Genomic DNA, 18956 nt, shown 5'->3' with positions numbered 1-18956 from the left:
GGATTCAGACCCGGACCGGCCGGTCCAGCGTGCCGGCGCATCCCTCTGCCTTCCGGTTCCGACGGAAATACAGCCAGAGCACCGCAACGAGGGATACGACATTGGTAGCCACCAGGTACCAGGCGGGGCTCATGGGATTCGGGAACACGCTGGCCATCCAGGCGACGACCAGTTGCGCACTGCCGCCAAAGATCGTGGTGGGAACGCTGTAGCAGATCGATACGCAGGTGCTGCGAACCGCCTTCGGAAAAATCTCCGGGATGAAGCAGAGATGAAACGGCGCCATCAGCACGCGGAAAAAGGTCAGCATGGCGATCATGGTCAGGAACACGCTGCCGGTGCCACGCTCGATCACCCAGGAAAAGACGGGCAGGATCGCGATCACCGAGATGAACTGCGGCAGCACGATCAGCCTCGACCGGGGGAAACGGTCGTAGAGCAGACCGGCGAACAGCGAGGTAACGAGCCCTGCCGCTCCGGTGATCAGTCCCACCAGCATGGAAGTCGACGTGGGAAGGTGCAGCACGCGAATGCCATACGAGGTCATGTAATGACCGACGATGTAGACGGTCACGGTCGGGCCGATCAGCACACAGCAAGCGATCAGCAGATCGGGCAGATGGCCGCGGACAATGGTCGAGATCAGCTCGCCGGTGTCCTTGACGGCGCTCTCGGCATCCAGCGTCTCATGCAGCTTGTTTCGGATATACAGGCCAACCGGGGCGATCAGCAGGCCGACGACAAACGGAATCCGCCATCCCCAGGCTGCGAGCGCGCTTTCCGACATCACCGAGGACACGATGTAGCCAACCAGGCCGCCAAGCAACGCGGCAATGCCTTGGGTGGCAAGCTGCCAGCTGGTATAGAAGCCCCGGCGGCCCTCCGATGCCATCTCAAGCAGGTAGGTCGTGGCGGGTCCGGTTTCACCGCCCGCGGAGAAGCCCTGCAGCAGGCGGCCAATGACCACCAGGACGGGGGCAGCAAGCCCGATCGACTGGTATGTCGGCGTGAACGCGATAATGGCCGTACCCAGGGCCATCAGGCCGATCGTGAGGGTCAGCGCGGCCTTGCGCCCGGCCCGGTCCGCATAGGCGCCGATAAGGATCCCGCCGAGCGGCCGCGCGACGAATCCGGCGCCGAACACGGCAACCGATGCAATCAATTGACTGGCGGGCGAGAAGGAAGGAAAGAATGCCTTGCCGATGAATACGGCGAAAAAGGCATAAACAGTGAAGTCGTAGAACTCGAGCGCATTGCCGGCCACAACCGCAATGATGCTTCCTCGGGATGAACTCTTCGCCTTGTTGCGGATCGCCGTGTCGGCTGTGATTGCGTCCTGGGGCACATCTGTCTCCGTGTTGATCTGGTGATGACACTGTCGTCACCACGCAATAAATAGTGGCCCTCGTTTTTCATAACGTCAACGTGGTGGCTTCCCTGAAGCCCGGACGCTTGCCTGGGCACCCTGCCCACCGGCTTGCCAAACGCTATTGGATGTGCTTGTCCCTTCAAGGGGGAAACGATGTGCCTCACGGGTCCCGGCGAATATCGCCGGCCCAGGCACATGACTGGTGCCGCTTTACCCGTCTGGCCTGCACCCGAATGGGGATGAGCATGAATGCTCGCGCATGGCGGGATGGGGAATTCGGGAAATAAGGCCTGCCTTTCCTACCCTTCGGACGGAATGCTGTCCTTGTCCTTGAGCAGGCACTCCACGGTATGGAAGAACCGGCGTTTATCCGGGGCCGTGGAATGCTCTGACTCGCGGATCACCGCTATCGTCGCCTCGATAAAGCATTTCGCCGGCGCACTGAGCGGAACGCCGCGCCGGTAGGTGATCGTGATTTCCGCATCGGCCAGTGCATCCCGGACCGGAAGCACGCACAGCCCATCCTTTGCGACAAGCAGCTCTGCCATTGGCCACGGCATCAGGCTGAGCAGGTCCGTCCTGGCGATCAGGCTGTTTGCGACGGCACTCGAATGCGATATATGGATCCGGGGAGCGTAACGGTCGCAATACTCCTGGAACGCAGCCTGGAAGGCGCCGTCCTCACCCTTGTAGTTGCGGCTGAGGATCCAGCTGGCACTGGCAAGCTCCTGGAGCGAACGGCATGACGCCAATGGATGCCCCGCCCGTGCCACCACGGCGTATCCCGTCGAGAACAGCGACAGCTGACTGAACTCGGCGGGCGTCGGCGAATAAGACCGCCCGATCGACAGGTCCAGGGTACCGTCACGCAGCTTTGGCAAGGTCAGGGACGGAAAGCTCTCGAAAAACTCGAGCTGGGTCTCTGGCATCCGTGTCTGAAAGCGGGCAATGATCTCCCCCAGCAGTGTCATGCCAAGCCATGACGGCACCGCGACCTTGAGGGTGCGTTTACGCTGACTGACGAAGGCCTCCATTTCATCGCGAGCGCGCGCGATAGCCCCCATGGTGAAGCGCGCATGCTCGAGCAGGACCTGGCCCGCTTGTGTCAGCGTGATTCCCGTGGTCTCGCGGACGATCAAGGTAACCCCGACCTCCTCTTCCAGCTCACGCACAGCTTTGGTGATTGCGGCGGGTGAGTAGTCCGTATTCCGGGCGGCATTTCGAATGCTGCCGCTATCGGCGATCGCAACCAGTGCGCGAAACTGATGCAGCTTCATGATGAGGTATCTGTGTGACCGGGGGCGGGAATCACGGCAACCAAAAGTGTACGCCAACACAACGGCTGGCCGGCTGGCGTCAACGCCATACAGGGCGGCAACTAACGGTGAACGGCAACACCAATAGCGCTCGCCCGACCTTGTTCTCCACGCAGGCTTTTGTCGTCGCCGTCCTGAGGGGCCCTGCCCGCCCGGCAAGGCCAAAGAGCCTCCGAAGAGGCCCACTGGAACATTCACTTGAGCGACGGCAGGCGCACACCGATGCTTCGCCGCGCAATCAGCGGACGAAGGGTAATCGGTGCACTGCCCGGGAAAGGTGTTGCCAGAAGGGGGATGGCGACAGGGCCGCAAGGGGGCCAGAACTGGCATGCGGCGACCACAACGAGGATACGACGGCAGCCGTCAAGCAGCGTCCGGACAGGTGTGCCCCTCGCTCATGACGGCCGCTTGCAGGGGATCACGCCCCCGACATGACATAGCGACTGGCTGGCGTGACCTCGTCCTCGCTCAGCGCATCCTCCTGCAGACGGAAATCGATGCTGCAGCATTCCACCGCCGCAGGCCGCTATTGCCTGGAGCGCCATTGCTCGGAGACGCACGGAGCTCCTTAAGGGACGTTAAGGGTCGCGAAACGCAGCCAATGCAAGGCAACGCTGTTCGATGCCGACCAGTCTCGGATAGGAGGTAAGGTCAACGCCGAACCGCCTTGCATTATTCAGCTGCGGAATCAGCCAGATATCCGCAGCCGAAGGTTCGTCGGAGAAGCAGAACCTTTCGGTTCCGCCATGAACGAGATGCTCGCAAGTCGCCAATCCATCGGATATGGCGCGTCTGGCAATAACCGAAAAGGCCTCCGGTGGCGATCCGGCTTCGTCAAGCCATCGCGAAAGCCTTAGCCCCTGAAGTGGATGAACCTCGCAGCCAATGACACTAACGAACTCCAGAATTTTCACACGGCATGCCTGGGTCAAGCCAAGCAATACTGGCTCTGGAAACCTGGCATCCAACCAAGCCATGATGGCAAGCGATTGCGTCATCACTAGCCCGTCATCCGTTATCAACGCCGGTACCAAGCCTTGCGGGTTGACGGACAGGTACTCATGACTGAACTGCTCACCAGCAGACAGGTCGATTTCTACAAATTCAAGGTCAGCGCCCTTCAGCGCAGTCGCGATGCGTACGCGCCGGCTTGCCGAGCTGTGTCGGAATGAGCATAGTTTCATGAATTGCGCAGCGCCGTTTTCAGTGAGGCTTCCATGCGTGCCGTGGGGCGGCGAGGCCTCAGCGTCTAGAAGACGTGTTTGATGCCAATCATGGTGCCGAACTGATTGCCGCCGGGTACGGGATTGGAGCCGGTTTGCCCGCCGCTGACCGACGCGGCAAGCTGACCGCCGTTGTCGATAAAGCCGGCAGTAGCGTACACCGAGGTGCGCTTGGAGAAAGCGTAGCTGCCGCGCAATGCGTACAGCATGGCCTTGTTGTCGCTGTGGTGGTACCTCTGGTAATAGACCTGGCCGGCGAGTGTGAACGCTGGCGTGATGTCATAGGCAGCGCCGGCATACCACAGATCGCTACGCGGTGTCGGGCTGCTATCGTTGTCGCGACGCAGCCAGCCCAGGCCCAGCTTGGTCTTCGCGAGAATCATATAGCCATTGAGCGACAGGCGATCGTCGGTGAAGCTACTTCTGGTCAGGCCGCCAAACGCGCCGGGACCACCGCGCAGCGAATCGTAGGCCGCGGCAACGCCCCACCAGTCGGTGCTGTATTGCAGCAGGGCAGACCATTCCCGGCATGCCCGCGGATCGGCCGCGTTCTCGCCAGCGCAATTGGCGCCGGAGGGACTCGGTCCGGCGTTGACCGTGTCGCGACCGAAGCTATAGGTCGCGCCCAGCGTCAGTCCGCCAAACGTGCCCTTGTAGGAGATGGCGTTGTCGGCGCGCGTATTGGGGATATAGCTGTCCAGCGAAGCGGACCCGTAGACGTTCGGTCCAAGGATGTCCGGATCGAGCAAGGCCCAGAACAGCATGGTGTACTGCCGACCGAACGCAACCTGGCCCCAGTTGCCCGACAGGCCTACCAGCGCTTGCCGGCCAAACAGGCGGCCACCCTGGTTGGACACGCCGGAATCCGGAGCGAAGCCGGACTCCAGCACAAATATGCTTTTCAGCCCCCCGCCGAGGTCTTCGCTGCCCCGCATTCCCCACCGTGAGGGCACCGTCCCTGTCAGGCTTGGCATGCGCACCACGCTACTCTTGGGTGCGCCGATATTGTTCACATATTCCACGCCGGTATCGACCACTCCATAGATCGTGACCGATTGCGCGGCGGCCATCAGCGGGGCCGCCGAAAGGACCGCAAGTAACGTTCGCCCGTAGTTAGTCAATTTGCGTTTCCCTGTTTCTCAGTGCTGTGGTCGATGCTTTGCTCAAGAGGCCGACCCACCGTCGTCCCCGCGAAAGCGGGGACCCTTGACTCCTGGAGACGCTGGATTCCCGCTTACGTGCACTGAAAAGGTTTTAGCGGGAATGACGGTAGCGGTTGAAGCGTTATCCGAATGGCATGAATCACGCGGCCCTGGCGTAGCGGCTGGCGGGCGTGGCTTCGCCCTCGTTGAGCACGTCCTGCAAGCGGAAATCGAAGCGAACGCGGGTGAATGGCGCCTGCACACCGAGGGATTCATAGCCTGCCGCGCTCTGCACCGTTTCCAGCTCAACGACCAGCCCGTCGCGGGTGGCGAACGCAAAATCGTCGTCCAGGAAGGTGTCGCCCGGAATATTGATCTGCGTGGTCAGGGCACGCTTTGCGCCGCCCGAGACGAGGAAATGGATATGGGCCGGGCGGTTCCCGTGGCGGCCAAGCAGTGCAAAGAGTTCGGAGACCGGGCTGTCCGGCGGAATGGCGTATCCCGGCGGGAGGAAGCTGCGGAAACGGTAGGCGCCCTCGGCGTCGGCCTGGATGCGCCGGCGCAGGTTATAGTCCGGCTGATCCGGGTCGAAATGGGAATAGCGGCCCAGTTCGTTGCAATGCCAGACATCGACCACCGCGTTCGGGACAGGATTGCCCTGCACGTCGAGGACGCGGCCCTCCATCACTAGCGGTTGGCCCTTGCCTTCGTTGCCTGCATCCAGCTTCACCTCGTGCTGGTGCAGCGGCGCGCCGGCAATATAGAGCGGGCCTTCGATCGCGCGCGGCGTGCCCAGCGCGCGCCGGGCCGCGCGGTCGGCCTCGTCCTCGCGGATATCGAGCAGCCGGTCGAAGCCCAGTCCGGCGGTAATGAGGCCGACCATGTCGGCCTGGCCCAGCCGGGTCAGCCACTTCGTTGCGGCCCAGAATTCGTCCGGCTTGACGTCGAACTCGTCGATGGTGTGGAACAGGTCGCTGACAATGCGCGCGGTGATGGCTCGCACGCGTGCGTCGCCGGTTTCCACCTGACGGGTGTTCACCAGGTCGAGCAGTTGATGGATATCGAGTTCGGACATCGCTGTCTCCTTATGTGTGTTGTGGGGGAAATCAGTTTTCCAGCAGCCACTGCTGCAGGAGCACGGGATCGCGGGTCTGCGTCAGCGCCAGCATCAGCAGGATGCGCAGCTTCTGCGGTGACAGATCGCCGCCCGCCAACACGCCGGCAGCGCGCAGGAACGCCTGCGGCGGCACCATGCCGCGCGCTGCGCGGGTGGACTGGACCACGGTAGTTCCGGCGCGTACGGCGTCGGCAAGCCCCTGCGCTTGCGCATTCGCCGGCCGGCCAGGCGGCAGTCCGGCGCTGACAAGACCCGCACTGCCGGCAGCCACCAGCGCATCGATCGCGGTGCGGTCGGCGCCGGCATACGACATGACGATGTCCACCCGTGGCAATGTGTCAAGGTTCGCCAGGTCGAACGGGGGCAGGACCCGGCGCCGCACCGGCAGCCGCCGCATGGTCACCGCGCCGCTGGCCTCGACGCGGCCGAGCGGGCCGAATGGCGGCGCCTCGAAGGCATTGAGATCGAAGCTTGCGGCCTTGGTGACGTCCCGCGCGGCGAAAATATGTCCGTCCATCACCACCAGCACGCCGGCGCCGCGCGCCGACCCGGACTGCGCCACCGCGAGCGCGGCCCGCAGGTTGGCCGGCACATCGCTGCCAGCGGTATTCGCCGGACGCTGCGCGCCCGTGATCACGATGGGCTGGTCGAGCGTGAGCGCCAGGTCGAGGAACCACGCGGTCTCTTCCAGCGTGGCGGTACCGTGTGTGATCACAAACCCGGCCAGGCCCGGATCGCGCCGCGCGGTGTCCTCGATCAGGCGCGCCAGCGCCAGCCAGTCCGCCGGCGTGATGGCGGTACTGCCCAGCGCACGGAACGGTACTGGCACCAGTTCGACCGCATCCGCCACCTCCCCCAGGCTGCCGAGGTCATCCAGCAACTTCCCGATGGCATGGACCACGCCGCTCTCGCCGTATTCCACCCAGTCGAAGCGGTGCCGCGCATGCATCGCGAACGTACCGCCAGTGCCGATCACGGCAATGCGCGGCCGCGCGGCGTTGCCTGCGGACATGGCAATCGTTTCAGCGACGGCGCTCATGACTTCTCCGGCACGGCAATATAGATCACGCCGGCTTCGACTTTCACGGCATGGCAGCGCGCATCGCGGGTCAACGGTGCGCACATGGCGCGCCCGTTTCGTACATCGAACAGCCCGGCATGCAAGGGGCATTCAATGCCATGCCCGTCCATTTCGCCCTCCGACAGCAGCGCGTTGCCGTGTGTGCAGATGTCATCCAGCGCATAGACCGCTTCATCGACCTTGAACAGCCCGATGCGATGGCCGTCCACATCCAGGCCATGGCAATCGCCGGCGGCAAACAAGGCACCGGGTTCGCCGGCGCGATACCAGCGGATGACGTCTTCGCGTGCCTGGGGCTCGCGGACCGGATTTGCTTCCTCGGCAATCATGGTGCTTCCTCCTCCTTCCTGTATTCAGGCGCATCGCTCACGCGTGCCGCGCCCGCTCTGCCATCCTGGTGTCCAGCGCCGCCAGCGTTGCCACCAGCGGCATGGGACCCTGCCCCAGCGATGTCATGTGAATCCCTTCAAAGCGCATGCGGCAGCAGCGCCAGCCGCCATCGGCGTCGCGCCGGTAGTCCTCGCGCGTGGTAGCGGCCAGCAGGACGGCATCGTGGTTGTCTTCGCGCAAGGCCAGCTGCCACAGTCGCCAGACGCCTTGCGCACGATCACCGTCGATATCGAGTTGCGGGCTGCCGTAGTAGTGCGCGGCGAAACACCAGGGCGAACGCTGGAACCAGTCGTGCAGCTGTGACCGGCCCAGCAGCGAATCGCCGAATCCCCGCCCGCCCTCCCAGACGGCGTCGTCGGTAAAGCACAGCGCCTGTTCCCACGCCACTTCACGCATGGCGTCATCCGCGACGCGTGTGTAGTCGGGCCGGTATTTGGCATCGGCCAGGGACGCATAGCGGGCCTTCAGGGCCCGGATCGCCTCGGCGGCCTCCAGCCGCGCCAGCCGCTGTTCGATGGTGTGCGCGCTCATGACGCCAGCGCCTTGAGCGGGACCGCGGTGTCGGCGAGACGGCTGCGTTCGACCCGCGCCCCGTGGCGCACCAGCGCTTCGAGGTGCTTGCGTTCGCGCCCGTTGTCGATCAGGACACCGCCAACGACTTGCTCGCCGCGCAGCAGCAGCATGGTGGCGGGAGCGCCGGACGCGCCGTGGCGCACAACGATCTCGTCGGCGTCGCCGGGTTGCCCGACGACCTGGATGTTGTGCCCGAACTGGTCGGTCCACATCCATGGGACCTCGACGTACGGCTCGGTACGGCCCAGGATGAAGCCGGCCACGGCTTGTGCCTGGTTCTCGGCGTTGCGCCAGGTCTCCTGCCGCACGGCGCGCTGGTACAACGGGCTGTAGGTCAGCGCCACATCGCCCGCGGCAAAGCACCACGGCGCGACGGGGCTGCGGCAATCCGCACCCACCGGAACGCCATGCTCGCTGGCGATGCCGGTGCCCTGGAGGAAATCCACGCCGCTGTCGATGCCCACTGCCACCAGCACGATATCCGCGGCCTGGGCCCAGCTCTCGTCATCGCGCGCGACGTGGACACGCAGGGCGGTGCCGTCGCGCTCGATGCGGCTGACCTGCACGCCGGTCTCGATGCGCGTGCCGTTGCCCGTGTGCAAGCCATGCAGCCATTCCGAAGCCGCGGGCGGCAGGCAACGCGCGAGAATGCGATGCCCTGCCTCGAGCACGGTCACGTCTGCCCCAAGCGCCCTGGCGCTGGCGGCCACTTCCATGCCGATCACGCCGGCCCCGACGATCGCCACGCGCCGGCGGGGCGCAAGCGTCTCGCGCAACGCAAGGCTGTCGTCGATGGTGCGCAAGGTGACAACACCCGGCAGGTCCGCCCCCGGAATGTCGAGCGCACGTGCGCGCCCGCCGGTCGCAACGACCAGCCGGTCAAAGCCGATCGTGCTGCCGTCGTCCAGGGTCAACAGCCTGGCCTCGGCGTCCAGCGCGCTCGCGCGTCCGCGCACATGTTCGACCGCGCTGCCATCCATCCAGAAATCGGAAGGGCCCAGCACGAGCTCCGCCACGGAGCGCTCGCCCTTGAGCAGCTCCTTCGACAATGCCGGCCGCTCGTACGGAGCGTGCGGCTCGTCTCCCACGAGGGTAAGGCGCTGGACGTAGCCCAGCGCGCGCAAGTGTTGTGCGACGCGGCCGCCGGCATGGCCAGCACCCACGATGACGATGTGTTCGGGCGTGTTCATGCCACGGCTCCGGCTTGGGCGCCCAGTGAGGTGCGGTTGATGACGCGATACAGGCGCCCGCCCTCGGTGTCGCAGGTCCAGCGGCGGGGCTCGGCACTGGGGATGATGATGCCCTCCCCTTTCGCCAGGCGATAAGTCTCGCCGGCGGCCTCGATCGTGAATGCGCCTTCCAGCACCGCAGCCACTTCCTCGCCCGCCTGACCGGCCGCAGCGCTCAGTGTCTGGCCCTGGCTGAGCACATGGATGGCGATGTCGAAGGCGTCGCCGCGGGTTTCATGGCGCGCCGGTCCGGTCGAAGTCGAAGGCCCGGCCGCCACGCGGCGGCAAAGCGGCTGGCTGTTGCTTGCCCCGGCGTCAGAATGTTCCTGTGCGCTCATGCCCGCTCTCCCTGCTCTCCCCGGTCGGCCAGCGGGTAGTAAGGCACCGTATCCTCGGCGCCATACTCCTTGCGGGCGGGTGTTACGACGTTCAGCCGCATGCTGACGCCGGCGGGCGCGAAGCGGTTGCTGCCGTAGTGCATCAGGCCGGCCGGGATCAGCAGCGCATCGCCCTGCTCCATGACGGTCTCGTGGTCGCCGGCTGCGCCCAGCCCTTCGAATACGGAGCAGGCTCCCGAGAACTGCAGCGACGCTTCCTCGCCATGCTGGTGGGATTTCGCTGGCAGGTCCCTGCCGGCGGTCTCGACGAACTTGACGACGGCAACGCTGACCGTTTCGCCAAACATATGTTTCATGTACAGGCCATCGGCAACCACTTCCTTCAGGTTGTTGTCGATGGCAAACACTCGGCATTTCGGCATGATGGACTCCTCTGCGACTGGGGCGATCAAAGCGCCGGGGCCAGCTTGAAGGCCTCGTCGGCCACGAAGCGGCGCGGATCGAAGCCATCGATCACCGCCTGTTGCCGGTAGAACTCGATGGCCGGCGCCACCTCCGCCAGCGACAGCAGCAGGTTCATCAGCGCCTGGGCCTGCGCCGGCATCGCGCCGGGTTCGAAGGTGTCCAGGTACGCAGTAATCGCGTCCAGCTCACTCAGCATGGTCTGCGCAAAGGCGCGGATCTCTTCCATCGAGGCCCGGTGGCGCTGGATATTGCGCGCGGTTTCGGTCGGCAGGCTCCAGTGCGCGATCGCGTTCAGGTGCGCAAAGCGCTCGGGCAGGGCCGCCGTGCGTGGCGTCTGCAGGCCGCCGATATTGATGATCTTTTCTTCCATGACTTCCTCCGTGTCTTATTGCTCAGCGCCGACCAGGCGGTCGACCACGTGGGCGCCGTGACGAACCAGGATTTCGCTGTCCTGCAGGATCATGTGCGTCTTGGCGCCGGTTTCCGCCGCTGCCTGGGTACGCTCCAGCGTGCTCATGTCCTCCAGCAGTACGTCGCGCAGGGCGACCTTCATGTATTCGAGGAAGAAGCGCCCGCCGGCGGTGGTCATCTCCGGGTAGTACACGCGCCCCTCGAACAGCATCTTGTTGTGCGCGATCGGGCGGAAGGTGTAGGCCTGGTAATAGTTGGGCCGCAATGAGACGTAGAAGTCCGGGAAGATGACGTTGATGTCGAACAGCCAGTTCTTGCTCTGGGTCCAGTTGACGCCCTTGGGCAGAGCATCCAGCGGAAACTCGTGCCTGGCGCTGCCCATGCCGGCGCGCAAGGCCGCGGCTGCGATCGGGCGCGATGCCGCGGATTCCGCCAGGGCTTCCGCCGCCGCTGTGCCGCCGCTGGTCACGGCCTTCGGGTTGCCGTAGACCGACTTCTGGTTCCCCGCCAGCGACAGGCGCCGGTGCAGGTCCCCGCAGACGACGTCCAGTGGCCGCATGCTGCCGCCATCGCTCTTGTCGATTGCATCCGCGATGGAATTACCGTGGACGTAGGCAACGTGATACGCCTCCTGGAAAGCATCGAGGGCGAGCTTCCAGTTGCAGTTGACAACGCTGGTCCACTGGAACGCGCAAGTCAGCTTGTCGAACGGATAACCCTCCACATCGCCATAGACCGGTTTCATGAACTCGGCCAGCGACTGTGCCGGCTTGGCTTGCATATTGACGAAGATGAAGCCCTGCCAGACGTCGCATGAGACTTGCGAAAGGCCGTAGTCTTCGCGCTGCATGTCGAAGAAGCAGCCCTCCTCCGGCACGCCGGTCAGGCGGCCGTCGAGGTCATAGGCCCAGCCATGGAACTTGCAGAAGAACTTGCGCGTATTGCCGCACTTCTCATAGACGACCTGGTTCAGGCGGTGCGCGCAGACGTTATGCATGGCGCGGATCTGACCCTGCTTGTTGCGCACGATGATGATCTCGGTGTCACACACCGCCAGTTCCTTGACAAAGTAGTCGCCCGGATTGGGGATCTCTTCCACGCGGCCGACCTGCAGCCAGGTCTTCTTGAAGATCTGGGCCTTTTCGCGCTCGTAGTACTCGGGCGAGATATAAGGCTCGACCGGGACCGGACCTTTGCCAAGTTCCGGGTAGCGGTCAGTGAAGAACGTCTGCTGCGATGTCATTGCGCATCTCCTCCTGGATGGGGACACCGGCGATAGGCTCGCCGTTAAATAATGAATGCCATTTTATTTTCAGGCGAGGAAAAGTCAAGGCAAAAAAACAGGGACCCGCGTCAAGGCAGCTCCGTCGTCACTCGCGCCCCGCCTTGGTACAATACCGAACCACGTTGGGGCATCAGATGCACCAGGTACACACGCCAGATGGGAAGACGGCCCGGCAGCGGGCGGGAAGGAAGGGCAATGCCACAAGTCAAGAAACCAGGGATGCGCGAGGCGATTCTCGCGGCGGCGTTCGATCTGTTCTGCCGCAAGGGCTATACGGCGACCACGATGTCGGAGATCGCGCGCGCGGCCGGCATGACCGTGGCCAACCTGTACGTGTACTTCGATTCCAAGCTGCTGATCTTTTACGAGATCTATACGCCGTGGCTGCTCGCTCGCGTAGACAGCCTGCGCGAGGCTGTACAGAAGTTCCCGACGCCCCGCACGCGGCTGCGGCGCATCCTTGTCGGCCTGTGGGGCGACATTCCCGCCGCCGATCATTCCTTCGCCAACGCCATGATCGAAGCGCTTGCCAGTGCCCCCAAGGACACGCCCAAGCCCAACAACCTGCTGGAACAGTGCGAAGTCGCGATCACTGAACTGGTCCTGGAAAGCCTGCCGCCCGAGCGCGCCTACCTGGCCTCGGACCGGCTGCTGGCCCACATCCTGTGGATGGCCTACGACGGCTTCGCCATCAACAGCCGCATCGGGGATACGCGCGACCTGGAGGCGATCGCCACCCTGATGACGGACATGATGCTGGGGCCGGAGGAAAGCAGGGAAGCCGCGCCCCGCGGCAAGGGCCGCGCGACACGCTCGCGCAAGGACCTGACAACCTCCGCGGCATCCTGAGCACGCCAGGGGGGTCGGCTGATGGCCCCTTTCGAATAACAAATGATACTCATCAGGTAGCGCGCACCGCACCTCGCGGCCCCGCATTCCACTTCCCCTTCGCGCCCTGATTCTTTCTCTCCCCGCAGCACTATCCTTCTTCTGTGCCGGCCGACAACTGCCGGCATGGAAGGACGTCAGTCGCACCTGAAACTCCGTCGATTTCCCACTAGAAGCGCCAAAGTCGGCAACGCGCCGGCATTGCTCTTGCAAGCTGCGTGTGGAGAACTGCCCCAGGCGACACCCGGGCGTGACGTCCAACGCGGTGATGACGGGCTGCTCTGCCTGCGCCTAGGGTATGTCCTGATGCCGCACGCATATAAACGAATACTACTATTTATTCGCCTGCCACTCATGAAGGCCTGCCGCACCACCTGCCGGCAGCTATCGCCCCATCCAAGCCGCCCCTGGAGTCTTCGCCATGCATGCAGTTGGTACTTCCGAAACCACCCGATCCGTGCCCCAGCGGACCACCAATCTCGTCCTGCTCCTCTGTTGGGGCGCCATCCTCTCTGAGGGCTACGACATTGGCGTGATGGGAACGATCGTCCCGGCGCTGATCAACGATCCGCAGTGGAAGCTGACACCCCTCGAACTCGGCCAGATGAGCAGCGCCGCGCTCGTTGGCACCTTGTTCGGCGCCTACCTTATCAGCCCGCTCAGCGACCTCGCGGGCCGGAAAAAGCTCCTGATCGCTTGCGTGGCGCTGTTCTCGCTGTCGATGCTGGCAGCGGTCTGGGCCCCGACGCCGGCAATCTTTGCCCTGATCCGCGGCATCGGCGGACTCGGCCTGGGCGGTGTCATCTCGGTCGCCGCCGCCCTCACGGTGGAATACTCGCCGCCCTGGCGCCGCAACCTGAATTTCGCACTGATGTATTCGGGCTACCCGATCGGCGCGGTGGTCTCGGCACTGGCCGGCATGGCGTACATGGAGCAATACGGATGGCGCGCCATCGTGGCCATCGGCGCGCTGCCGCTGCTGCTCATTCCGGTCCTGATGCTATGGCTGCCGGAATCGCTGGAGTTCCTCGTCGGCAAGCGCCGGCATCGCGAGGCCCAGGCGCTCGCCCAGCGTCTCGGTGTAGAGGCGCCTTCTGCGCCCTCCGGGCCCACCACGCCAGCGCACGACGACACGCCACGCACACCCTTGAAAGACGTGTTCACCGAGGTCTTCTCGCGCAAGAACGCGTTCGGGACGATCTGCCTGTGGGCAGCGCAATTCATGGCGATCACGGTGGTCTATGGCCTCGGCACTTGGCTGCCGCAGATCATGCGCAAGAGTGGCTACGACCTTGGCTCCAGCCTGTCCTTCTTCGCGGTCTTCAACGTGGCCGCGGCAATCGGCGGCGTGATGATCGGACGGATCGCCGATTACTTTGGACCGCGCAAGACCATCGCAGCCAGTTTCCTGGTCGGGGCCGTGTCGATCTTCGCGCTCTCGCAAAAGAATGTGTTGCTGGTCAACTATGTACTGGTCGCGCTCGCCGGCTTCGGCAGCATTGCCGTGGCGCTGGTGCTGCTGGGCTATATCGCGAACTACTATGCACCGCATGCCCGCGCTTCCGCGACCGGCTGGGCGGTTGGCGTCGGCCGCTTCGGTGCCATGACGGGTCCGGTGCTGGGCGGCTATATGGCGGGGCTGAGCGTGAATCCGGTGTGGAACTTTGTCATGTTCTCGGCAGCCGCGGTATTGGCGGCGCTGGCGGTGTACATCGCGCCGACACCCGAGCATGTGAAGCACGCCCGAGGAACGAAGTAACGCCCCGGAAACTGGCCGGCATCGCTTGCGCACGCGACGGTGCCGGCCGCCTCTATCAACAGGAAAGCAGCATGAGTCTTGGCTTTGGCTATCTGGCACGCATTGGCCACCTTTACCCGTCCGGCGGCCTGTGCGACTTCGAAGTGCAGAGGATGGCGCCACCCGGCGTGCAGTTCGTGACTACGCGCATGCCGTTCGCGCGCACCTCGCTGGAAAGCGACAAGGCCGTTGTCGCCGATGTGGAGTCCCACGCCGAGCTGCTGGCCACCGCCGGGGTCAGCCTGATCGCCATGAATTGCACGGCAGCGAGCATGGCAGTGGGGGCGCAAGTCCTCAACCAGCGCATCTTTGCCGCAACGGGCATCCGCTCGGTCACCACCACCGACGCCATTCTCGCCGCCTTGCATGCGGTTGGCGCGGGCCGTGTCGCACTGATGACACCCTATCCGCGCGAGGTGGTCGAGATGGAAATCGCGTTCCTCGCCCGACACGGTGTCGAGGTCGTCCGCGAAATCGCGGACCCTTGTTCCACGCCCATTCAGCAGGGCTCGTTTCCTGCCTCGCACTGGGCTGACCTGGCGCGGCAACTCGATACCGACAACGCCGATGCGATATTGATCAGCTGCGCCGGCATACAGGTGAGCGACGTCATCGAGGACATCGAGCGAACCGGCAAACCGGTCATCACCAGCAACCAGGCCCTGCTCTGGCACTGCTTGCGCACGCTCGGCCTGGCGGATCGCCCCACGGGATTCGGCAGCCTGCTGGCGGGCAATTTCGACAAGGGCACATAGCGCCCTTGACGCTGCGGGCCTGCGCTTCTCAGTCGCGCTGGCCGGATGGTCGCGCTGCATCCAGCAGTGCCCTGGCCTCCTGCCACTCAGCGGTGTCAAGCCCTTCCGTGAAGGACGCATGCACGCCGGCCAGCATCTGCCACGCTGCGTCCGCCTTGTCCTGGTCTTGCCACAGCCGAGCCAGACCCAGCGCCGCGCGCAGCTCTGGCGACTTCGCGCCTTGCTGGCGCGCGATGGCGATGGACCGATGCAAGCACGCTGCCGCCGCTTCGCGGTCAGCGGCCCCGTCCGGGCGATGGAGAAGCAGTTCCGCCTGGAGCCGATGCAACTCCGCTTCAAAGAAACGTTCCCCCGTGTTGCCGACCGTGGCCAGCGCGTTAGCCAGCACGTCCAGTCCCGCCTGCGCCTGGCCGGCGTTCTGGTAGGTCTGGGCAAGCAGGGCCTGGAAATAAGGCCGCCCCAGCTCGGCGCCCGTGTCCTGGTAGGCGGCCAGACCCTGGCGTATCTGGGCAATGCCCTCCTCACTGCTCCCCTGCTCGGCCAGCGCCCAACCCCGCAAAATGGTTCCCCATGCGAGCCAGAACGGAAATCCTTGCTCGGTCGAGAGCGTGATGGTAGCGTCGGCGCACTCCCGGGCCAGTTGTACCTCATGCCGCAACTGATGCAATTCGGCGGCAAAGGCCAGGCCGAGTGCAAGGCTGAAAGGATGAGAAAGCCTGCGGGCCAGCGCCAGCGCGTCTTGGGCAGCCTTGCTGGCCTGAGCCGGAAAGCCCTGCAGCCAAAAGACCCATCCCAGAAGGCAGAGGCCACGGACCCCATGGTCCATCTCATAGAGTGCGTCATGGGCCTGACGCCGTTCAGGGTCATAGTACGCAAGCCCGCGCTCCAGGTGCGACCGGGCCTGGTGGAACTTGCCCAGAAAGAGCGAGGATCCTCCCAGCGCAATATGCGCGTGTTCGAGCAGCACCGGGTCTTGCGCGTTCTCGGCCAGCCCGAGCAGCGCCTCCCCTAATTCATACGCCGTGTGATGCTGCGCACGAAGTGAATAGAATGTGCGCAATCCCAACTTCACCTGGAATAGCTGCGGGGTGTCACCACTGTGTTCGCACAAGGTCAGGGCTCGGGCATAGTTGGCCTCCACCTCCGACGACGCATAACCTCTCGCAGCAATCAAGGCGGGGCCAAGGGTGACACGCAAGGCAAGATCCCGGCGCGCGCGCTCGGGCGCGTCGGGCAGGCGCTTGAGCAGCTCCAGCGCCGTACTCAGGTGACGGATGGCGTCAAGATGCGCCGAACGCTCAATGGCCTGGCGCCCGGCGCAATGCAGGTACTCCACCGCCTTGGGGATGTTGCCGCTGAGACTGTAGTGATGTGCCAGTTCGCTGCAGTGGTCTCTCAAGTGATGCCGGAAGAGGATCTCGATGGCCCGGCCTGTGCGCTCATGCAACGCGCCGCGCTGTTCCGAGAGCAGAGAGTGGCCTGCGACTTCCTGGGTGAGGGCGTGCTTGAACGCATACTCGACTTCCGGGAACGCCGGCCGCCCGTAGATAAACTCTCCGGCCTGCAGGCCGGCCAGCAGTGGATAGAGGTGCTCCTCCGACTGCCCGGTGACCTGCCGGATCAGGCTCAAGGGGAATTCTTTGCCAATCACGGCCAGGGTCTGCAGCAGTTCCTTCTGCGCGAGGGGCAGCCGGTCCATGCGCGCCGCGAGCACGCCCTGTACCGTGGTCGGAATATGCAGCGCGGCCGGGATCTTTTCGATACGGTAATGGCCGGGTTCACCGAGCAGCGCCTTTTCCTCGGCGAGGGTCTGGACGACCTCCTCCATGAAAAAGGGATTGCCCTCGGTTTTTTCCAGGACGAGCTGCCTGAGCGGCGCGAGGCTGGGGTCATTGCCCAGCAAGTCGCCAAGCAAGCCTTGCGCCTCGGCCGGACCGAGGGGGTCGAGCCGCAATGCCGTGCCATTGTCCTTGCGCCCCCACGCGCACTGGTACTCGGGGCGGTAGTTCACCAGCAGCAGAATCCGGGCCTGCGCCATTCGCTCGATGAAGTAAGCGAGAAAGGCTTCGGTCTCGCTGTCCAGCCACTGAAGGTCCTCGAACAGCAACTCGACGGGCTGATTGAGGCTCTCTTGCACCAGCAGGCGCGTGATGGCCTCGAACGTGCGCTCGCGCCGGAGGCTGGCGCCCATGTCCGCCAGCGCCGAGCCGAGCTCGCTGATGCCCAGCAGATACAGCAGGTAGGGCATGACGTCTTCGAGACTGCGCTCCAGCGTGACGATCTTGCCCGCGACTTTTTCGTGGCAGCGCCGCTTGTCGTCCTGGGCAGTGAGCTGGAAATAATTCCTCATGAGTTCGATGAGCGGCAAATACGCAAAGGCTTTGCCATGCGACACCGAGAAGGTCTCCAGCACCAGGCAGCCGCCCTGCGAGTGCGCCTTGAACTCGTGGAACAGCCGCGACTTGCCGACCCCGGCCTCCCCCGCCACCGCGACGATCTGCCCGTGTCCGGCGGTGGACTGGTCCAGCGCCAGGTGCAGCGCCTCCAGTTCGGCTTCACGGCCCACGAAGCGGGCCAGGCCGCGGTGCGCAGCTACTTGCAAGCGCGTGCGCAATGCCCCGAGACCAAGCACTTCATAGACCGCGAGCGGCTCGGGGATGCCTTTGACCTGGGCGTCTCCCAGCGCCTTGAACTCGAAGTACCCCTGCGCGAGCTTGTGGGCGGATTCGCTCACGAGAATGGACGAGGGCGCGGCCATCGTCTCCATCCGCGCGGCAATGTGGATCGTGTGCCCCACCGGGTCATAGTCGGTGTGCAGGTCGTCCTTGCGGATCGAGCGCACGACTACCTCGCCCGTGTGGACGCCCACCCGGATCTGCAGCGAGATGCCCTGCTCCAGCCGCAGCCGGTCGCTGTGCCGGCGCATCGCCTCCTGCATGCGCAGCGCCGCGTACAGCGCCCGCTGGGTATGGTCCTCATGGGCAATGGGTGCGCCGAACAGCGCGAGGACGCCATCGCCCAACGACTTGGCTACGTAGCCCTCGTAGTAATGCACGGCTTCCATCATCAGCTCGATGACGGGGGTAATCAGGCGGTTCGCCTCTTCCGGGTCCCGGTCGTGGATCAGGGCGGTCGAGCCCGCCATGTCGGCAAACAGCACGGTGATGGTCTTGCGTTCGCCGGCGGTCTCTCCGCGGGCTTCCAGTGCTGCCTGCTCGGCCCGGATGCGCTCGGCCAGGTGCGGTGGGGTGTAATGAACAGGGGCGGCGGACGAGGCTTGCGGCATTTCGCTGACAGGCTCGCCGCAAGCGTTGCAGAAGCGCGCCGCCGGGCTCAGTTCGTGGCCACAGCGCGCGCAGAGGCGCGCCAGCCGGTTGCCGCATTGCTCACAAAAATTGGCGCCAATGGCATTCTCGAACCCGCAAATTGTGCAGCGCGCCATGGGAGCCTCCCCGGACTTCCTCCGGGTAAATTAAACGCCCCATTGCCTTTCATCGCAAGACCGGCGCGTCTCGGCATGATCGCCCGGATCGGGCTGAGCGTTGCGCGGCGCACTTGGGGCGCTGCTCTGCCCTG

17 protein-coding genes are annotated in these 18956 nt (G+C 64.5%); 3 read left to right on the top strand and 14 right to left on the bottom strand.

Features of this window, described 5'->3' with window-relative positions; genetic code table 11:
- Nucleotides 1-4: 4 nt before the first annotated feature.
- The 13 genes from ACZ5MJ_RS31260 to ACZ5MJ_RS31200 all read right to left on the bottom strand — a co-directional run bounded on the left by ACZ5MJ_RS31260 (nucleotide 5) and on the right by ACZ5MJ_RS31200 (nucleotide 11897).
- Nucleotides 5-1345 carry an MFS transporter gene (locus ACZ5MJ_RS31260; RefSeq protein ID WP_464224932.1) on the bottom strand — a complete coding sequence of 447 codons (1341 nt, stop codon included), beginning with the start codon at nucleotides 1343-1345 and terminating at the stop codon, nucleotides 5-7.
- Between the two features lie 323 nt (nucleotides 1346-1668).
- The gene (locus tag ACZ5MJ_RS31255) at nucleotides 1669-2646 is read right to left on the bottom strand and encodes a LysR family transcriptional regulator (protein WP_464224930.1); all 978 of its coding nucleotides are present in this window, start codon (nucleotides 2644-2646) and stop codon (nucleotides 1669-1671) included.
- 617 nt (nucleotides 2647-3263) lie between these two features.
- Nucleotides 3264-3869 (bottom strand): maleylacetoacetate isomerase, encoded by a 606-nt coding sequence (maiA, locus tag ACZ5MJ_RS31250; RefSeq protein WP_464224928.1) that lies wholly within the window; start codon nucleotides 3867-3869, stop codon nucleotides 3264-3266.
- Between the two features lie 65 nt (nucleotides 3870-3934).
- Entirely contained in the window at nucleotides 3935-4978 is a 1044-nt protein-coding gene (locus ACZ5MJ_RS31245; protein WP_464224925.1) for a porin, read from the bottom strand.
- A gap of 232 nt (nucleotides 4979-5210) precedes the next feature.
- On the bottom strand, nucleotides 5211-6125 hold the full coding sequence (locus ACZ5MJ_RS31240; protein WP_464224923.1) for a dioxygenase family protein: 915 nt from the start codon (nucleotides 6123-6125) through the stop codon (nucleotides 5211-5213).
- A 31-nt stretch (nucleotides 6126-6156) separates the two neighbouring features.
- Nucleotides 6157-7206, bottom strand: a complete 1050-nt coding sequence (locus ACZ5MJ_RS31235) for an asparaginase (protein WP_464224922.1) — start codon at nucleotides 7204-7206, stop codon at nucleotides 6157-6159.
- Entirely contained in the window at nucleotides 7203-7577 is a 375-nt protein-coding gene (locus ACZ5MJ_RS31230) for a non-heme iron oxygenase ferredoxin subunit (RefSeq protein WP_464224920.1), read from the bottom strand. The genes ACZ5MJ_RS31235 and ACZ5MJ_RS31230 overlap by 4 nt, the downstream gene beginning before the upstream one ends.
- Before the next feature lie 37 nt (nucleotides 7578-7614).
- Entirely contained in the window at nucleotides 7615-8169 is a 555-nt protein-coding gene (locus ACZ5MJ_RS31225; RefSeq protein ID WP_464224918.1) for a nuclear transport factor 2 family protein, read from the bottom strand.
- Complete coding sequence (locus ACZ5MJ_RS31220) at nucleotides 8166-9401, bottom strand: NAD(P)/FAD-dependent oxidoreductase (RefSeq protein WP_464224916.1); 1236 nt, start codon at nucleotides 9399-9401, stop codon at nucleotides 8166-8168. Before ACZ5MJ_RS31220 ends, ACZ5MJ_RS31225 begins: the two co-directional genes overlap by 4 nt.
- On the bottom strand, nucleotides 9398-9778 hold the full coding sequence (locus ACZ5MJ_RS31215) for a cupin domain-containing protein (protein WP_464224914.1): 381 nt from the start codon (nucleotides 9776-9778) through the stop codon (nucleotides 9398-9400). The genes ACZ5MJ_RS31220 and ACZ5MJ_RS31215 overlap by 4 nt, the downstream gene beginning before the upstream one ends.
- Nucleotides 9775-10200: a cupin domain-containing protein gene (locus ACZ5MJ_RS31210; protein WP_464224912.1), complete on the bottom strand. Its 426-nt coding sequence runs from the start codon at nucleotides 10198-10200 to the stop codon at nucleotides 9775-9777. Before ACZ5MJ_RS31210 ends, ACZ5MJ_RS31215 begins: the two co-directional genes overlap by 4 nt.
- Nucleotides 10201-10226: 26 nt before the next feature.
- Nucleotides 10227-10613, bottom strand: a complete 387-nt coding sequence (locus ACZ5MJ_RS31205; RefSeq protein ID WP_464224910.1) for a hypothetical protein — start codon at nucleotides 10611-10613, stop codon at nucleotides 10227-10229.
- A 15-nt stretch (nucleotides 10614-10628) separates the two neighbouring features.
- The gene (locus ACZ5MJ_RS31200) at nucleotides 10629-11897 is read right to left on the bottom strand and encodes an aromatic ring-hydroxylating oxygenase subunit alpha (protein ID WP_464224908.1); all 1269 of its coding nucleotides are present in this window, start codon (nucleotides 11895-11897) and stop codon (nucleotides 10629-10631) included.
- Nucleotides 11898-12134: 237 nt separating this feature from the next.
- Here ACZ5MJ_RS31200 and ACZ5MJ_RS31195 point away from each other — a divergent pair, with 237 nt between their 5' ends.
- From ACZ5MJ_RS31195 to ACZ5MJ_RS31185, 3 genes are all read left to right on the top strand, one after another.
- A complete protein-coding gene (locus tag ACZ5MJ_RS31195) occupies nucleotides 12135-12788 on the top strand; it encodes a TetR/AcrR family transcriptional regulator (RefSeq protein ID WP_464224906.1) in 654 nt (217 codons plus the stop codon).
- A 460-nt stretch (nucleotides 12789-13248) separates the two neighbouring features.
- Entirely contained in the window at nucleotides 13249-14586 is a 1338-nt protein-coding gene (locus ACZ5MJ_RS31190) for an MFS transporter (protein WP_464224904.1), read from the top strand.
- 71 nt (nucleotides 14587-14657) lie between these two features.
- A complete protein-coding gene (locus ACZ5MJ_RS31185) occupies nucleotides 14658-15380 on the top strand; it encodes a maleate cis-trans isomerase family protein (RefSeq protein ID WP_464224901.1) in 723 nt (240 codons plus the stop codon).
- Between the two features lie 28 nt (nucleotides 15381-15408).
- Here ACZ5MJ_RS31185 and ACZ5MJ_RS31180 read toward each other — a convergent pair whose 3' ends face one another.
- Nucleotides 15409-18822 (bottom strand): adenylate/guanylate cyclase domain-containing protein, encoded by a 3414-nt coding sequence (locus ACZ5MJ_RS31180; RefSeq protein WP_464224899.1) that lies wholly within the window; start codon nucleotides 18820-18822, stop codon nucleotides 15409-15411.
- Nucleotides 18823-18956 lie beyond the last annotated feature (134 nt).

The organism is Cupriavidus sp. LA-1 (assembly GCF_055385985.1).
This window is presented reverse-complemented; position numbering and strand designations above follow the sequence as displayed.

Coding starts and splice junctions, on each gene's coding strand:
- ACZ5MJ_RS31235 (WP_464224922.1), bottom strand. CDS start 7,206: ATGAGCGCCGTCGCTGAAACGATTGCCATGTCCGCAGGCAACGCCGCG.
- ACZ5MJ_RS31240 (WP_464224923.1), bottom strand. CDS start 6,125: ATGTCCGAACTCGATATCCATCAACTGCTCGACCTGGTGAACACCCGT.
- ACZ5MJ_RS31185 (WP_464224901.1), top strand. CDS start 14,658: ATGAGTCTTGGCTTTGGCTATCTGGCACGCATTGGCCACCTTTACCCG.
- ACZ5MJ_RS31220 (WP_464224916.1), bottom strand. CDS start 9,401: ATGAACACGCCCGAACACATCGTCATCGTGGGTGCTGGCCATGCCGGC.
- ACZ5MJ_RS31200 (WP_464224908.1), bottom strand. CDS start 11,897: ATGACATCGCAGCAGACGTTCTTCACTGACCGCTACCCGGAACTTGGC.
- maiA (WP_464224928.1), bottom strand. CDS start 3,869: ATGAAACTATGCTCATTCCGACACAGCTCGGCAAGCCGGCGCGTACGC.
- ACZ5MJ_RS31245 (WP_464224925.1), bottom strand. CDS start 4,978: ATGGCCGCCGCGCAATCGGTCACGATCTATGGAGTGGTCGATACCGGC.
- ACZ5MJ_RS31215 (WP_464224914.1), bottom strand. CDS start 9,778: ATGAGCGCACAGGAACATTCTGACGCCGGGGCAAGCAACAGCCAGCCG.
- ACZ5MJ_RS31255 (WP_464224930.1), bottom strand. CDS start 2,646: ATGAAGCTGCATCAGTTTCGCGCACTGGTTGCGATCGCCGATAGCGGC.
- ACZ5MJ_RS31210 (WP_464224912.1), bottom strand. CDS start 10,200: ATGCCGAAATGCCGAGTGTTTGCCATCGACAACAACCTGAAGGAAGTG.
- ACZ5MJ_RS31190 (WP_464224904.1), top strand. CDS start 13,249: ATGCATGCAGTTGGTACTTCCGAAACCACCCGATCCGTGCCCCAGCGG.
- ACZ5MJ_RS31180 (WP_464224899.1), bottom strand. CDS start 18,822: ATGGCGCGCTGCACAATTTGCGGGTTCGAGAATGCCATTGGCGCCAAT.
- ACZ5MJ_RS31225 (WP_464224918.1), bottom strand. CDS start 8,169: ATGAGCGCGCACACCATCGAACAGCGGCTGGCGCGGCTGGAGGCCGCC.
- ACZ5MJ_RS31205 (WP_464224910.1), bottom strand. CDS start 10,613: ATGGAAGAAAAGATCATCAATATCGGCGGCCTGCAGACGCCACGCACG.
- ACZ5MJ_RS31195 (WP_464224906.1), top strand. CDS start 12,135: ATGCCACAAGTCAAGAAACCAGGGATGCGCGAGGCGATTCTCGCGGCG.
- ACZ5MJ_RS31230 (WP_464224920.1), bottom strand. CDS start 7,577: ATGATTGCCGAGGAAGCAAATCCGGTCCGCGAGCCCCAGGCACGCGAA.